The 14,023-nt window shown below is 72.1% G+C and carries 15 protein-coding genes; 7 read left to right on the top strand and 8 right to left on the bottom strand.

The features are described from left to right. Window positions 1–11: 11 nt before the first annotated feature. The gene (locus HYE82_RS39070; RefSeq protein ID WP_179176402.1) at window positions 12–2,147 is read right to left on the bottom strand and encodes a trypsin-like peptidase domain-containing protein; all 2,136 of its coding nucleotides are present in this window, start codon (window positions 2,145–2,147) and stop codon (window positions 12–14) included. 137 nt (window positions 2,148–2,284) lie between these two features. On the opposite strand from HYE82_RS39070, the gene HYE82_RS25000 reads away from it, so the two are divergent. Continuing rightward, the gene (locus tag HYE82_RS25000) at window positions 2,285–2,470 is read left to right on the top strand and encodes a DUF6104 family protein (protein ID WP_010061466.1); all 186 of its coding nucleotides are present in this window, start codon (window positions 2,285–2,287) and stop codon (window positions 2,468–2,470) included. 100 nt (window positions 2,471–2,570) lie between these two features. On the opposite strand, the gene sodN is transcribed toward HYE82_RS25000, so the two are convergent. After that, a complete protein-coding gene (gene sodN, locus HYE82_RS24995) occupies window positions 2,571–2,966 on the bottom strand; it encodes a superoxide dismutase, Ni (protein ID WP_048475438.1) in 396 nt (131 codons plus the stop codon). 180 nt (window positions 2,967–3,146) lie between these two features. Here sodN and sodX point away from each other — a divergent pair, with 180 nt between their 5' ends. Further along, complete coding sequence (sodX, locus tag HYE82_RS24990; protein WP_179176401.1) at window positions 3,147–3,572, top strand: nickel-type superoxide dismutase maturation protease; 426 nt, start codon at window positions 3,147–3,149, stop codon at window positions 3,570–3,572. Here the strand turns inward: sodX and HYE82_RS24985 are convergent. Next, complete coding sequence (locus tag HYE82_RS24985) at window positions 3,476–4,105, bottom strand: CGNR zinc finger domain-containing protein (RefSeq protein WP_179176400.1); 630 nt, start codon at window positions 4,103–4,105, stop codon at window positions 3,476–3,478. The two genes, sodX and HYE82_RS24985, sit on opposite strands and share 97 nt — an antisense overlap. A 148-nt stretch (window positions 4,106–4,253) precedes the next feature. Between HYE82_RS24985 and HYE82_RS24980 the strand changes: the two genes are divergently transcribed. After that, window positions 4,254–4,943, top strand: coding sequence for a trans-aconitate 2-methyltransferase (locus HYE82_RS24980; RefSeq protein WP_179176404.1), 690 nt, complete (start codon window positions 4,254–4,256; stop codon window positions 4,941–4,943). 105 nt (window positions 4,944–5,048) lie between these two features. Here HYE82_RS24980 and HYE82_RS24975 read toward each other — a convergent pair whose 3' ends face one another. The 3 genes from HYE82_RS24975 to HYE82_RS24965 are packed head-to-tail and all read right to left on the bottom strand — an operon-like array spanning window position 5,049 to window position 7,775. Further along, window positions 5,049–5,813: an amino acid ABC transporter ATP-binding protein gene (locus tag HYE82_RS24975; protein ID WP_306439628.1), complete on the bottom strand. Its 765-nt coding sequence runs from the start codon at window positions 5,811–5,813 to the stop codon at window positions 5,049–5,051. Further along, window positions 5,813–6,754, bottom strand: a complete 942-nt coding sequence (locus HYE82_RS24970) for an amino acid ABC transporter permease (protein ID WP_179176399.1) — start codon at window positions 6,752–6,754, stop codon at window positions 5,813–5,815. Before HYE82_RS24970 ends, HYE82_RS24975 begins: the two co-directional genes overlap by 1 nt. Window positions 6,755–6,812: 58 nt before the next feature. Then, entirely contained in the window at window positions 6,813–7,775 is a 963-nt protein-coding gene (locus HYE82_RS24965) for an ABC transporter substrate-binding protein (RefSeq protein ID WP_179176398.1), read from the bottom strand. Window positions 7,776–8,299: 524 nt separating this feature from the next. On the opposite strand from HYE82_RS24965, the gene HYE82_RS24960 reads away from it, so the two are divergent. The 4 genes from HYE82_RS24960 to HYE82_RS24945 all read left to right on the top strand — a co-directional run bounded on the left by HYE82_RS24960 (window position 8,300) and on the right by HYE82_RS24945 (window position 11,775). Next, complete coding sequence (locus HYE82_RS24960; protein WP_179176397.1) at window positions 8,300–9,502, top strand: NADP-dependent malic enzyme; 1,203 nt, start codon at window positions 8,300–8,302, stop codon at window positions 9,500–9,502. 480 nt (window positions 9,503–9,982) lie between these two features. Continuing rightward, complete coding sequence (locus tag HYE82_RS24955) at window positions 9,983–10,945, top strand: zinc-binding dehydrogenase (protein ID WP_179176396.1); 963 nt, start codon at window positions 9,983–9,985, stop codon at window positions 10,943–10,945. A 66-nt stretch (window positions 10,946–11,011) separates the two neighbouring features. After that, window positions 11,012–11,221 carry a helix-turn-helix domain-containing protein gene (locus tag HYE82_RS24950; RefSeq protein WP_054220957.1) on the top strand — a complete coding sequence of 70 codons (210 nt, stop codon included), beginning with the start codon at window positions 11,012–11,014 and terminating at the stop codon, window positions 11,219–11,221. Next, window positions 11,221–11,775, top strand: coding sequence for a Clp protease N-terminal domain-containing protein (locus HYE82_RS24945; protein ID WP_179176395.1), 555 nt, complete (start codon window positions 11,221–11,223; stop codon window positions 11,773–11,775). Before HYE82_RS24950 ends, HYE82_RS24945 begins: the two co-directional genes overlap by 1 nt. Before the next feature lie 236 nt (window positions 11,776–12,011). Here HYE82_RS24945 and HYE82_RS24940 read toward each other — a convergent pair whose 3' ends face one another. After that, the gene (locus tag HYE82_RS24940) at window positions 12,012–12,938 is read right to left on the bottom strand and encodes a PadR family transcriptional regulator (protein WP_179176394.1); all 927 of its coding nucleotides are present in this window, start codon (window positions 12,936–12,938) and stop codon (window positions 12,012–12,014) included. Between the two features lies 1 nt (window position 12,939). After that, complete coding sequence (locus HYE82_RS24935; RefSeq protein WP_179176393.1) at window positions 12,940–13,857, bottom strand: hypothetical protein; 918 nt, start codon at window positions 13,855–13,857, stop codon at window positions 12,940–12,942. Between the last annotated feature and the right edge of the window lie 166 nt (window positions 13,858–14,023).

The following is a 14,023-nucleotide window of genomic DNA, read 5'->3' as shown; positions in this document are numbered from 1 at the left end:
CCTCCCGCCCGTCACAGGTCCCCCTGCAGCGGCTCTTCCTCGGGCAGGGCGCGGGCCGGGTCCTCCCAGACGAGCGCCATCCCGTTCGCCCACCAGGCGTCGGGGTCCGCGCCGTGTGCACGGGCCCGCAGCGCCTGGAGCCGCACCGGCAGTGGTGCACCCCGCCCGGCCTCGGTCAGCTCCTCGCGCAGTCCGCGGTGGAACGGCGCGCAGGACTCCCCCGGGTCGTCCGGGGGCCGCCGGGTGACGGCCACCCCGTATCCGGCGTCGCGGACCGCGTACAGGGATCCGCGGGTGGGTTCGGCGTCGGCGGCCCGGCAGTGCACCGGCACGGTGTTGTCCGCGAGTCCGTCCAGCCAGGCGGCGGACGGGGTGCGGGGCCGGCCGCGGGCGCAGTCGGCGCGCTCGTCCAGCAGCGGCCCGGCCTGGACACGGGCCCAGCGGTCGGCCCTGCGGTGGGCGGCGTCGGCGTCGGCGGGATGCGCCCCGTCCCCTCCGGCGGGGTGGCGCAGCACGACGGGACGCTGGACGCCGAGCGGGACCCGGCCGGTCAGGATCCAGGCGTCGACGGGCAGTCCGAACAGTTCGGGGGCCACGGCGACTTCGAGGACGGCCGCCGCTTCGTGGGTGTCGCAGCGGCGGAAGGCCTCGGCGAGGGCGTCGCGCACCGCTTCGGGCAGTCCGGCGCGGGTGGCGCGGACACCGGAGCCGACCGGGGTGAGGCGGCCGGGATGGGCGGGTCCGGCCAGGACGGAGACGCGCCAGTCGTAGACGTCCTCCCAGCCGTGCGCCCAGGCCTCCAGCAGGACGGAGGGCCCCTGGGGCAGGGTGCCGGCGGTGCGGCCGTGCTGGTGGTGGCCCGGGGCACCGTGCGCGGCGCGGGCGCGGCGGCGGCGTTCCCGTTCGGCGAGGCCCTGGTCGCGGCGTTCGCCGAGTTCCCGGCGCAGGGGCCGCCACAGCCGTTCGGCGGTGGCCCGGACCCAGTCCCACAGCTCCTCGTCGGCGCCGGGGGCGGGGGGCTCGCGGAAGTCGGCGACGCTGACGTCGGTGGCGTACCGCAGCATGGCGGCGGCCTCACCGGCGCCGCCGGGCGGGTCGTGGAGCATGCCGAGGCCGTCGCGCCAGCTGAGCGGGGCGGGCAGGGCCGGGTCGGGTTCCTCGCCGCGGGCCGCCTCGACGAGGGCCCGGACGGCTTCGGAGGAGGGGGGCGGCGGCAGTTCGGCGAGCAGTCCGCACAGGGTGGTGCGCTCCGCGGGGGTCAGCCGGCCGGCCGTTGCGTACGGGTCTGCGGTGCCGGGGAGTGCGCCGGGGCCGGCGGTGGCCCGGGCGGCGCCGAGGGCGCCGAGTTCGCCGTGCAGGTCGGTCCAGGTCCGGCGGGTGTCGAGGTCGCTGAGGTGCTGGTCGTAGTGGTAGAGGTCGTGGGCCTGCATGACGCGGCGGTAGAGGCCGACCTGGCCGGTGGCGGCGAGCGGCAGGGTGCGCAGCTGGATGACGGAGACGGCGAGTCCGCCGCCGCCGGTGTGCCGGCGGGCCTTGACGACACCGACGACCTCGCCGGAGGCCAGGTCCACGACGGGGCCGCCGGACATGCCGGGTTCGATCTCGTCGTCGTCGCCGAGGCGCAGGGCGGCCCCGCCGGCCGCGGTGCCGCGCAGGCGGGTGGTGCGGCCGGTGATCTCGGGGGTGCCGAGGTCCTCGGTGCAGCCGAAGTAGGCGACCTCGTCCAGGCGCGGCCGGGCGCGGTCGGTGAGGCGTACGCAGGCGTGGGAGACGGGGGCGAGGACGCGGACGAGGGCCAGGTCGGGGAGGTCCCACAGGGCGCGGCGGGCGGGCCGGCGCTCTTCGAGCCGTTCGGGCAGGACGCACTCGACGCGGCCGGTGACGGTCCCGGTGGTGCGGGGGCCGGAGGAGAAGGTGATGCCGAGCTCACGTCCCACGAGACGCACCGCAGCACCCCCTTCGCCGACGACGTGCGCGCAGGTCAGGACCCAGCCGGGCGCGACGAAGAAGCCGCTGCCCCAGGTGGGGCCGGTCCCAGGGGGTGCATACCCGGCGGGGGCGGCGTGGACGCGTACGGTAGCGGCCTGGACGAGGGGTTCGAGGAGTTCGTAAGCGCGTGCGGTGCCGCCGGTGCGCGCGTCTGACATCCCCCGCCCCTCTCGCGATTGGAAAGGCACTCCAGGCTAGCGCCGGGGCCGCCGGTAGGGGAGGTCTCGCCGGTTATGCGGATTATCCTGGCGGGAAACATCCGCATGCACATCTTCATCACGGCACGGAGCCCGACTTGTACTTCACCGATCGAGGCATCGAGGAGCTGGAGAAGCGGCGCGGCGAGGAGGAGGTCACTTTCGAGTGGCTGGCCGAGCAGCTGCGCACGTTCGTCGACCTGAACCCGGACTTCGAGGTCCCGGTGGAGCGTCTGGCCACGTGGCTGGCGCGGCTGGACGACGAGGACGACGAGGACGAGTGAGAACGGCGGGACCTGCGGCGCGAGTACGCGGGCCCCGCTGCGACGGAGGGGCCCGACCGGTGACGGTCGGGCCCCTCCGGCGTCTGGGGGGAGGCGTGCCTCAGGCGGCCTTGGTCTCCCAGAAGATGCGGTCGATCTCGGCGATGAGGTCGAGGGCCTTCTGGCCGGTCGCCGGGTCGTTGGACGCCTTGGCGGCCGAGAGGGCCTTCAGGGTGTCGTTGACCAGGGTGTGCAGCTGCGGGTACTTCTCGAAGTGCGGCGGCTTGAAGTAGTCGCTCCACAGCACCGAGACGTGGTGCTTGGCGAGCTCGGCGCGCTGCTCCTTGATGGTGATGGCGCGGGCGCGGAAATCCGCGTCCTCGTTGGCCTGGTACTTCTCCTGCACGGCCTTGACCGACTCGGCCTCGATGCGGGCCTGGGCAGGGTCGTACACGCCGCACGGCAGGTCGCAGTGGGCGGAGACCTTCGCCTTGGGGGCGAAGAGGCGGGAAAGCATGGAGATTCTCCTCCTCGTGATCGTCTTCTCAGGGGGGAGATTACTCCGTGGGAACGGGTATTTCGCGAGCGGCCCCGGGGGCTTGGGACAAAAGTCCGAGGCGGGCCGCGCCGTGGTGAGCGAATGTACGGCAGGGTGCGGCAGCATGCCCGGTGAGGATCAGCGGGCGAGGAGGTCGGGATGGCGGGCAGAACGGCGGGCAGGGGCGGCTCCCGGTTCGAGGTGCTGGAGGTGGCGGGGCCGTCGATGGCGCCGACGCTGCTGCACGGCGACCGGTTGGTGGTGCGGTACGGGGCTGCCGTCCGGCCGGGTGACGTGGTGGTGCTGCGCCACCCGTTCCAGCAGGACCTGCTGGTGGTGAAGCGGGCGGTGGAGCGGCGGCCGGGCGGCTGGTGGGTGCTCGGGGACAACCCGTTCAACGAGACCGGCGACAGCACCGACTACGGGGCGGTGCCCGAGGACCTGGTGCTGGCGACGGCGGTGCTGCGGTTCCGGCCGCGCCCGGAGGATCAGAGTTCGCTGAGGGAGCGGCTGGCCTGGGCGGTCTCGGCGCTGCGGCCGCTGTGGGCGGACGCCTCGGCCTCCAGCCGCTTGCGGGCACGGTAGGCGGCGACGTTCGCCCGGGTGGCGCAGCGGTCGGAGCAGTAGCGCCGGGAGCGGTTGGTGGAGGTGTCCAGGTAGGCGTTGCGGCAGGGCGGCGCCTGGCACAGGCCGAGGCGGTCGGGACCGTGCTCGGTGAGGTGGAACGCCAGGCCGAAGGACGCGATGGCCGCGTAGCCGGCGGAGGCGTTCGACGGGTGGTCGGCGAGGTGGATGTGCCACTTGGGGGTGCCGTCCTCGTCCAGGGTCTCGTGGCCGGAGACCTGGGGGCTGACCGGGAACTCCATGAGCAGGGAGTTGAGGAGGTCGACGGCGAGGACGTGGTCGCCGCCGTCGGCGGCCTCGAAGACGGCGCGCAGCCTGCCGCGGACGTTGCGGAAGCGGGTCACGTCGGTGTCGGTGACCCGGCGGGCCATCTGCGTGCTGGCGCCGAAGAGGGCGCGCACGGCCTCGACCGAGGTGAGCATGTCCTTGTTGCGGGCCGGCTCCTCGGTGTTGACCAGGCGCACCGCAAAGTCCGAGTAATGGGCCAGTTCCACTTGTAGTCCTTACAGATGCGGATTAGGGTCTCGGGTAACAGCTGCTGCGTATTCGAGGGTATTACGGGTGGAGGAGTTCGCGTTGACTCGTACGACGACCGACTGGCAGGCCTGGCAGGACAGCTGGGACCGTCAGCAGGAGGCGTACATGCCGGACCGCGAGGAGCGGTTCCGCGTGATGCTGGACATGCTGGAGGCGCTCGTCGGCCCCACCCCCCGGGTGCTGGATCTGGCGTGCGGTACGGGAAGTATCACGGACCGCGTCCTCAAGCGGTTCCCGGGAGCGACCGCCACGGGCGTGGACCTGGACCCGGCGCTGCTGACCATCGCCCGCGGCCACTTCGAGGGCGACGAGCGGGTCTCCTTCGTCGCCGCGGACCTCAAGGACCCCGGCTGGAGCGCGGCGCTCCCCCACGGGACGTACGACGCCGTGCTGACGGCCACCGCACTGCACTGGCTGCACAGCCCGCAGCTCGGTGCCCTCTACCGGCAGCTCGCGCCGCTGGTCCGGGAGGGCGGGGTCTTCATGAACGCCGACCACATGCCCGACGCCTCGACCCCGCGGATCAACGAGGCCGTCCGCGCCGTGCGGCACGCCGCCACGGACCGGGCCCGCGCGGCCGGAGCCCTGGACTGGGCCGAGTGGTGGGCGACGGCGGCCGCCGACCCGGTGCTCGCCGGGCCCACCCGGCGCCGCTACGAGATCTACGGCGAGCACGCCGACGGGGACACCCCCGACGTGGCCTGGCACGCCCGGACCCTGCGCGAGGCCGGTTTCGCCGAGGCGCGCGCGGTCTGGTGCTCCCCCTCCGACTCGCTGGTCCTCGGTCTGAAGTAGGAGCCCTCGCAGGAGGGCGAGAACCCGCAAAACCCGGGAGGGGCGGTACGGGGATCCGTACCGCCCCTCCCGGGGAGCCGGGCGGCAGCCCGGCCGGCTGCCGACTCAGAGCACCTTGGAGAGGAACGCCTTCGTCCGGTCGTGCTGCGGGTTGCCCAGGACGTCGCGCGGGTGGCCGGACTCGACCACGACACCGCCGTCCATGAAGACGAGGTTGTCGCCGACCTCGCGGGCGAAGCCCATCTCGTGCGTGACCACGACCATGGTCATGCCCGACTCGGCCAGGTCCCGCATGACGTCGAGGACGTCGCCGACGAGCTCGGGGTCGAGCGCCGAGGTGGGCTCGTCGAAGAGCATCAGCTTCGGCTCCATGGCCAGCGCGCGGGCGATCGCCACACGCTGCTGCTGGCCGCCGGAGAGCTGGGAGGGGTAGTTCCCGCCCTTGTCGCCGAGGCCGACCCGGTCGAGCAGCTTGATCGCGCGCTCACGGGCCACCGACTTGGACTCGCGCTTGACCATCACCGGCGCTTCCATGACGTTCTCGATGGCCGTCATGTGCGGGAAGAGGTTGAAGCGCTGGAAGACCATGCCGATGTCCCGGCGCTGCGCCGCGACCTCGCTGTCCTTCAGCTCGTAGAGCTTGTCGCCCTTCTGGCGGTAGCCGACGAGCTGGCCGTCGACGTACAGCTTGCCGCCGTTGACCTTCTCCAGGTGGTTGATGCACCGGAGGAAGGTCGACTTGCCGGAGCCCGAGGGTCCGATCAGGCAGAACACCTCACGCGGGGCGACCTCCAGGTCGATGCCCTTGAGGATGTGCGCAGCGCCGTAGGACTTGTGGACGCCCTCGGCCTTCACCATGGCAGTCGTCATCAGGCCACCGCCTTGCGGTTCGAGAAGCGGGAGAGTTTCGCCTTGAGCTTCTGCCACGGCGTGGGCGGCAGGGTGCGCAGCGCACCGCGGGCGTAGTGCCGCTCCAGGTAGTACTGGCCGACCGAGAAGACGCTGGTCAGGGCCAGGTACCAGATCGAGGCGACGAAGAACATCTCCATGACCGCGAACGAGGTGGACGCGATGTCCTGGGCGGCCCGCAGCAGGTCGAAGTACTGCACGGCCACGACCAGCGACGAGGTCTTCAGCATGTTGATGAACTCGTTGCCCGTCGGCGGGACGATCACGCGCATGGCCTGCGGGAGGACCACGCGGCGCATGGTCTGCGTCTGGGTCATGCCCAGGGCGTGCGAGGCCTCGGTCTGGCCCTCGTCGACGGACTGGATGCCGGCCCGGACGATCTCCGCCATGTACGCGCCCTCGTTCAGGCCGAGGCCCAGCAGGGCGGCCAGGAACGGCGTCATGACCTGGGTCATCTCGTCCTTGTAGAACCCGAGGTTCAGGATCGGGAAGATCAGGGCGAGGTTGAACCAGATGAGGAGCTGGACGTAGACCGGGGTACCGCGGAAGAACCAGATGTAGAACCAGGCGATCGTGCTGGTCACGGGGTTCTTCGAGAGCCGCATCACGGCGAAGACGACACCGAGGACCAGGCCCAGCGCCATCGAGGCGATGCTGATCCAGATGGTGTTGCCCAGACCCTTGAGGATCGTGGGGTCGAACATCTTCTCGGGCACGGTGGACCAGCGCACGTTGCCCTGGGAGAAGGCGTAGATGAGCGCCGCGGCGAGTGCGAGGACGACCACGGCGCTGATCCACCGGCCGTAGTGGCGCACCGGAATGGCGCGGATCGCCTCGTGGGGGACGGCCCCGGCCGGCGGGTTGTCCGCCGGGCCGGAGGCCTTGTCGAGCTTGTCAGTCACAGTGACTGCCCTTCGATGGTGCAAGGAGAACGAAGTACGAGGGGAGTACTCCGCAGGGTCACTGGCCGGCGTTGACCTTGGCCTCGGTCACGGCACCGGAGCCCGCGTTCCACTTGTCCAGGGCGGCCTTGTAGGTGCCGTCCTTGATGATCGCGTCCAGCGCTTCCTTCAGCGCGTCGCGCAGCTGGGTGTTCTTCTTGTCCACCGCGATGCCGAAGAGGCCGGCGTCGGTCGGGTCGGCGATCGCCTCGAAGTCGTTGCCGCCGCCCGCGGTCTTCGCGATGTACGCGGCGACCGGGGAGTCGTTCAGGTCCGCGGCGGCGCCGCCGGCCTTCACTCGGGTCTGGGCCTCGGCGTCGGTCGGGAAGGACTCGATGGCGAGCTCGCCCTTGCCCTCCGCCTTGCACTTCTCGGCCAGGTCCTTGGCGGCCTGCTCGTAGGTGGTGCCGCGCTGGACGGCGACCTTCTTGCCGCACAGGTCGGCGAGGGTCTTGAGGCCCTCCGGGTTGCCCTTCTTGACGAGGAGGGCGGTGGAGGAGGAGAAGTAGTCGACGAAGTCGACACCCGCACCGGTCTTGTTGCCCTTGTCGTCGAGACCCTCCTGGCGGGCCTTGGTGTCGCTCAGCGAGGACATGACCACGTCGCTGCGGCCGGTCTGCATGCTGCCGATCAGGGTGTCGAAGGTGCCGGACTCGAACTTGAACTGCACGCCGAGCTGCTTGGCCAGGGCCGCCGCCACGTCCGGGTCCACACCGACGATCTTGCCGCCCTCGGTGAACTCCATCGGGGCGTAGGTCGCGTCCGTACCGACCTTGATGACGCCCGCGTCCTGGATCTTCTTCGGCAGCTTGGCGAAGAGCGGGGCGGAGCTGTTCGCGGCCTGGCCCGACGGAGTCGTGGAGGCCTTGTCGGTCTGGTCACCGCAACCGGTCAGGATCAGGGCGCCGGCGACCGCGATCGCGCCGACCGCGGCAATCCGGGACCTGGCGGCGGTCGTACGACGGGTGGTGCTTGCGGTCATGAGCTGGTTCCTCCGGCTGACTGGGGAGAGCAAGCGAGAGCGGTCGGGCACGCATCTTCGAGTGTCGCGACCTCGTGTGAATCCGCATCTTGCCATTCGGACTGACGCATTCAGGCAGTTCGTCAGGTCAAAATCGGATAACGGGTGTCCCGGAGTGTCCAAGTTGCCTGCGGGAAGCGTGCCCGTGGACCGCAGGAACGGCTGTGACCTGGCCTTTTTGATGGACTATTTGCGGTGCGTCTCGCCAATTGGACAGACCCGTTTGGACCTTTCGCCGAAATCGGGACAAGAGGCCTCCAGTCGCGCGGGAAGCGACTCGTCCGGGTGAGTGTTCTTCGGGTACAACGGATCCTTACACCCCTCACCCGGGGCTCAGGGCGCGCGTGCGGCGCGCCCCGCGCGTACGAGCCTCCCCTTCGCGGAGACGGGCCAACCGTCGATGCGGAGTACGTACGCGGTGCCCGCCCACCCCTTAACCAGGAGTGGCCACCCTCAACGACAGAAGACTTAAGGGGTCCAGAACAGTGGCAGCGGAGATCGTCAATCCTCGCAGCGACAGCGATACGGGCAACAACCCGGACGCGGTGTTCGCACTGCACCGGGGCGGCAAGATGGCCATCCAGGCCACGGTGCCGGTCCAGAACAAGGACGACCTGTCCCTCGCCTACACGCCCGGCGTGGCAAAGGTCTGCACCGCGATCGCGGAGCAGCCCGAGCTGGTGAACGAGTACACCTGGAAGTCCAACGTGGTCGCCGTCGTCACCGACGGCACGGCCGTGCTCGGACTCGGCGACATCGGGCCCGAGGCCTCCCTTCCCGTGATGGAAGGCAAGGCCATCCTCTTCAAGCAGTTCGGCGGTGTGGACGCGGTTCCGATCGCGCTCGCCACCAAGGACACGGACGAGATCGTCGACACGGTCGTCCGCCTCGCGCCCTCCTTCGGGGGGGTGAACCTGGAGGACATCTCGGCGCCGCGCTGCTTCGAGATCGAGCGCCGCCTCCAGGAGGCGCTCGACATCCCGATCTTCCACGACGACCAGCACGGCACGGCCATCGTGACGCTGGCCGCCCTGCGCAACGCCGCCAGGCTCACCGGGCGCACGCTCGGCGACCTGCGCGCCGTGATCTCGGGCTCGGGCGCGGCGGGCATCGCCATCGCCAAGATCCTCGTGGACGCGGGCATCGGCGACGTGTGCGTCACCGACCGCAAGGGCGTCGTGTCCGCCGACCGGGGCGACCTGACGGACGTCAAGGCCGAGATCGCGGGCCTGACCAACACGTCGGGGATCACGGGTTCGCTGGAGCAGGCGCTGGCCGGCGCGGACGTGTTCATCGGCGTCTCGGGCGGCACGGTGCCCGAGGAGGCCGTGGCCTCGATGGCGAAGGACTCCTTCGTCTTCGCCATGGCCAACCCGAACCCGGAGGTCCACCCGGACGTCGCGCACAAGTACGCGGCGGTCGTGGCCACGGGCCGGTCGGACTACCCGAACCAGATCAACAACGTGCTGGCCTTCCCGGGCATCTTCGCGGGAGCCCTGAAGGTCCGTGCGGGCCGGATCACCGAGGGCATGAAGATCGCCGCCGCCGACGCCATCGCCGGTGTCGTGGGTGACGAGCTCGCCGCCGACTACGTGATCCCGTCGCCGTTCGACGAGCGGGTCGCCGACGCGGTGGCGGCCGCGGTGGCGGCGGCGGCCAGGGCCGACGGCGTGGCCCGCCTGGGCTGACCGTACCGCTGTGCGTGAAGGGGCCCGGCCGGAGTGATCCGGCCGGGCCCCTTCACGTGCGGGCCCACCCGCGGGGCGCACCCTCCCCGCCCCCGAACCGGGAGGGGTCGCGCCGCGTCGGCGAGTCGTGCGAGGCAAGCCTCGGAAGAGGAGGAGCAGTGGATGTCAGGCTCATGACCAGCTGCTGTCCGGCCTGAATACTACCCCTCCCCCAGGCCTGATCTTGTCGTTCCGCTTAGCGTCTTCGGCAAGTCAAGACCACAGGTACAGCCCGTAGTTGGGTGCATGACGGACAGTTCCGTTCGCGATCCGGATGCCCACTGTTCACCACCGTCCTGGACGCAGCGGCGCACCGTCCCGGTTCCCGGCTGCGCCCTCCCCGTCGAACCCTTTCGAGGGGCGGCCGGTGCGACGAAGGCCTCACCGGCCGGACGCCCGTCAGGGCTGGCCCGCAGGACTACCGGGCGGTAGCGTCGCCGCATGTTCGCTGCCTACGCCGCCCGAATCGACCGTGACCAGCCGCTGAGCGGCCTTGAGCTGGGCGAGCGCCCGGCCCCCGAGGCCCGCCCCGGCTGGGTGACCGTGAACGTCAAGGCCGCCTCCCTCAACCACCACGACCTCTGGTCGCTGCGCGGGGTCGGCCTCGGTGAGGACAAACTCCCGATGATCCTCGGCTGCGACGCCGCCGGCACCGACCAGGACGGCAACGAGGTCGTCCTGCACTCCGTGATCGGCCAGAGCGGGCACGGCGTGGGCCCGGACGAGCCCCGGTCGATCCTGACCGAGCGCTACCAGGGCACGTTCGCCGAGCAGGTGACCGTCCCCGCCTGGAACGTGCTGCGCAAGCCCGCCGAGCTGTCCTTCGAGGAGGCCGCCTGCCTGCCGACGGCCTGGCTGACGGCGTACCGGATGCTCTTCACCAACGCGGGCGTACGACCCGGCGACTCGGTGCTGGTCCAGGGCGCGGGCGGCGGGGTCGCCACCGCGGCGATCGCCCTGGGCAAGGCGGCGGGCCTGCGGGTCTTCGCGACCAGCCGTGACGAGGCCAAGCGCAAGCGGGCCGTGGAGCTGGGCGCCGTGGAGGCCTTCGAGCCGGGCGCGCGGCTGCCGCACCGGGTGGACGCGGTGATCGAGACGGTCGGCGCGGCCACCTGGTCGCACTCGGTCAAGTCCCTGCGCCCTGGCGGCACGCTGGTCATCTCGGGCGCCACCAGCGGCGACCGCCCGGCACACGCCGAGCTGACCCGGATCTTCTTCCTGGAGCTCAAGGTGGTCGGCTCGACGATGGGCTCCAAGGACGAGCTGGAAGACCTGCTGTCGTTCTGCGCGGCGACCGGACTGCGGCCGGTGATCGACGAGGTGCTGCCACTGGACCGGGCCCGGGAGGGCTTCGAGAAGCTCGCGTCGGGCGACCTGTTCGGCAAGGTCGTGCTGACCGTGTAGCCGCTACAGCCGCACGTTTGTCAATGTAGGTTGACACCCCGAGGGCGTCAACCTACATTGACATGCATGACCGAAGCCACAGATCTCGCCGAGCGGGCCGGCGACCGCGACCCCCGTGTGGGCCTGCGCGCCGTCGCCGCGCTCCGGCGGCTGCTGGAGCAGCTGGAAGCCGTACAGGTGCGCAGTGCCCGCGCACAGGGGTGGTCCTGGCAGGAGATCGCGGCCGAGCTGGGCGTCAGCCGGCAGGCCGTGCACAAGAAACACGGGAGGGCCTGATGTTCGAACGCTTCACGCGGGACGCCCGGGACGTCGTGACCGGCGCCGTGGCCGAGGCCCGGAGGTCCGGGGACGCCACGGTCACCGAGGAACACCTGCTGCGGGCGCTGCTGGAACAGGGCGCACTGGACCCACTCGGCGTGGACCGGGCCGCCGTGGCCGCGGACCTGGCCGCGGCCCGGAGCCGGGGTGGCATGACCCGGGCCGACGAGGAGGCCCTCGCCGGCCTCGGGATCGACCTCGCGGAGATCGTCTCCCGCGTCGAGGAGGTCCACGGGGCGGGCGCGCTGGCCTCGGCCGCACCGCGGCGGCGGACCCTGGGGGCCTCCCTGCGCTCGGCCCTCGGCCGCCCCGAGCCGGCGCGGCGCCACGTCCCCTTCGGCGAGGGCGCCAAGAAGACCCTCGAACGGTCCCTGCGCATTGCGCTCGGCCGCCGCGAGAACCACATCACCGCCCTGCACCTGCTGCTCGCCCTGCTCTCCCGGCCGGGCACGACGGCCGAGGTGCTGGCCGACCACGGCGTCACCTACGCCACAGTGGAGACGGCCCCTTAGGGACGCGACGAACCACGCGACCCGCCGGGGGGGCGCCCCTGCAGGGGCGTGGGGGAACGGCGCGACCGGCCCCCGCCGGCCCACGGTGTCACCACGACCTCCCGGCCGAGCGCTCGGCCACAGGCGGGCCCGACCGCCTGGACGGGGGCCGGGGCACGCCGGGGGCGGCCCCGCAGGGGCGCGGGGAACTGCGCGACCGGCCCCCAGCGGCCCGCGGTGTCGTGACCGGCCGAGCGCTAGCGGGACGGCTTCAGGACGGCAGCGATGCGGTCGGCCGCGGCCGCCAGGCAGGCCCGGACCTCGGCCAGCTGGTCCCCGCTGACGCCGTGGTCGCGGGCCGCGTCGCGGACGTCGTCGCGGAAGCGGTCCAGGAGCCGGTCGAGGTCGCGGGCCGTCTCGCCGGTCGGCGTGAGGTCCTCGGCCCAGTGCGGGTGCGGGCCGGCGGCCGCGGCCCCGTCGGTGTCCGCGGTGGCGGTGGACGTGGTCGTGCCGGACGCGCCGGACGGGCTGCCCGCGGCGCCTCCCAGCCAGCTGCCGGCCAGGGTGCCCAGGACACCGCCGGACTTCGCGAACTGCTCCTGGAGCTGGCTCGCGATCCGCATGACCTCCTCGCGGGCCCGCTCCTGCGCCTCCTTGGCCTGGCGGCGGGCCTGCTGGGCCTCTTCGCGGGCCCGGCGGCTCTCGTCCTTCGCCCGGCGGGCCTGCTCCTTCCACTCCTGTCTGGCCCGGCGCAGCTCCTCCTTGGCCGCCGCCCAGGACTCGTCCTCCACATGGGCCTCCGAGGCGGACGCCGCCGCCCGCATCTCGCGCCGCAGGGCGCCGGCCGCGCCGCGGACGTCGTCGCGGATCTCGGCGGCCAGTTCGGAGACCGAGTCGCGGATCTCCAGCTCCAGGTCGGCGAGCTCGCCACCGCGGTCGGCCAGTTCGGCACGGCCGGCGTCGGTGATGGAGTACACCTTCCGCCCGCCTTCGCTGGCGTGCGTGACCAGCCCCTCGGCCTCCAGCTTGGCCAGGCGCGGGTACACGGTGCCCGCGGAGGGCGCGTACAGGCCCTGGAAGCGCTCCTCCAGCAGGCGGATCACCTCGTATCCGTGGCGCGGGGCCTCGTCCAGGAGCTTGAGGAGGTAGAGGCGGAGGCGTCCGTGGGCGAAGACGGGCGGCATGTCAGAGCACCTTCTTGTCGAGCGCGAGGGGGGCGGCCGGCGCGTCGGCGGGCGGACGGCGCAGCAGGGCGATGGAGCCGGAGACGGTGGTGGCGCGCAGGCTGCCGGTGCCCGCGCCGAGGGTTCCGGTGATCCGCTTGGCGCTCATCTGGCCGGAGACCCGCAGGTCCTCGAAGGCGTTGGAGACGCCGCCGGTGGCGGTGTTGGCCTCGACCCGCGCGTCGGCGGGGTGCGGCAGGCGGATCGCGAGCTGGCCGGAGACGGATTTCAGGGCGATGTCCACGCCGCCGGGCGCCGCCGGGTCGGCGTCCAGGTCGATCAGCATGTCGCCGCTGACCGAGTCGGCCCGTACGGTCAGGTCCGCGCCGTCGACCACGGTCAGCCCGCCGGAGACCGAGCGGAAGGCGAGCTCGCCGGTGACGGACTGGGCCTCGACGCTGCCGGAGACGGTGTGCGCGGAGACCTGGCCGGACAGCCCGACGAGGGTGGCGTCCCCGGTGGCGCCGTGGACGTCGGTGCCGCCGCGGATGCCGGAGACCACGGTGGCGGCGCTGACGGCGGCCAGGCGCACGCGGGTGCCGGCGGGGACGGTGAGGGTGACGGCGGCGCTGCGCTCCCAGGCCTTGCGGCCCTCCTCGTTGGAGCCGGTCCAGGCCTTCCAGGGCTTGGACTCGAACCACTTCTTGAAGCCCTGCGAGCCGTTCCAGGGCAGGTCCTCGTAGGAGACGGTGAGCGTACCGCCCTCCTGGACCACGTACAGCGGCGGGCCGTCGACCGCGGTCGCCTCCAGGCGGGCCGGGCCCTCGTCGGCGACGACGTTGACCGTGCCGCCTGCGAGGCGGACGCGCAGCTCGGTCACCGGCTCGTCGAAGACGAGCTTCTGCGGTTCGCCCACCGACCACGTCTTCTGCTCTGTCATGGCGTCGCTCCTCCTCTGCGTACGGACGCGCGCCGCGCATCGCGCCGCGCATCCGGACACGGCCACGCAACATATCGCGTCTTCCGAATAACACGATATATCGCGGTGCGGTGAAGTCAAGACCGTGACGGGCGTCCAGGGCATGCCGAAGGGCCCGGCGCCGGTC

Origin of the sequence: Streptomyces sp. BR123, assembly GCF_013401435.1 — a bacterium.
Taxonomy (GTDB): domain Bacteria; phylum Actinomycetota; class Actinomycetes; order Streptomycetales; family Streptomycetaceae; genus Streptomyces.
Note: the sequence above shows the minus strand (reverse complement) of the source record. Positions and strands in the feature narration are given on the sequence as shown.

Bases quoted from the DNA above. Each gene is read 5' to 3' on its own strand.
- HYE82_RS24965 (WP_179176398.1), bottom strand. From the start codon at position 7,775: ATGACCGCAAGCACCACCCGTCGTACGACCGCCGCCAGGTCCCGGATT.
- HYE82_RS24955 (WP_179176396.1), top strand. From the start codon at position 9,983: ATGTTCGCTGCCTACGCCGCCCGAATCGACCGTGACCAGCCGCTGAGC.
- sodX (WP_179176401.1), top strand. From the start codon at position 3,147: ATGGCGGGCAGAACGGCGGGCAGGGGCGGCTCCCGGTTCGAGGTGCTG.
- HYE82_RS24935 (WP_179176393.1), bottom strand. From the start codon at position 13,857: ATGACAGAGCAGAAGACGTGGTCGGTGGGCGAACCGCAGAAGCTCGTC.
- HYE82_RS24950 (WP_054220957.1), top strand. From the start codon at position 11,012: ATGACCGAAGCCACAGATCTCGCCGAGCGGGCCGGCGACCGCGACCCC.
- HYE82_RS24975 (WP_306439628.1), bottom strand. From the start codon at position 5,813: ATGACGACTGCCATGGTGAAGGCCGAGGGCGTCCACAAGTCCTACGGC.
- HYE82_RS24945 (WP_179176395.1), top strand. From the start codon at position 11,221: ATGTTCGAACGCTTCACGCGGGACGCCCGGGACGTCGTGACCGGCGCC.
- HYE82_RS39070 (WP_179176402.1), bottom strand. From the start codon at position 2,147: ATGTCAGACGCGCGCACCGGCGGCACCGCACGCGCTTACGAACTCCTC.
- HYE82_RS24980 (WP_179176404.1), top strand. From the start codon at position 4,254: ATGCCGGACCGCGAGGAGCGGTTCCGCGTGATGCTGGACATGCTGGAG.
- HYE82_RS24940 (WP_179176394.1), bottom strand. From the start codon at position 12,938: ATGCCGCCCGTCTTCGCCCACGGACGCCTCCGCCTCTACCTCCTCAAG.
- sodN (WP_048475438.1), bottom strand. From the start codon at position 2,966: ATGCTTTCCCGCCTCTTCGCCCCCAAGGCGAAGGTCTCCGCCCACTGC.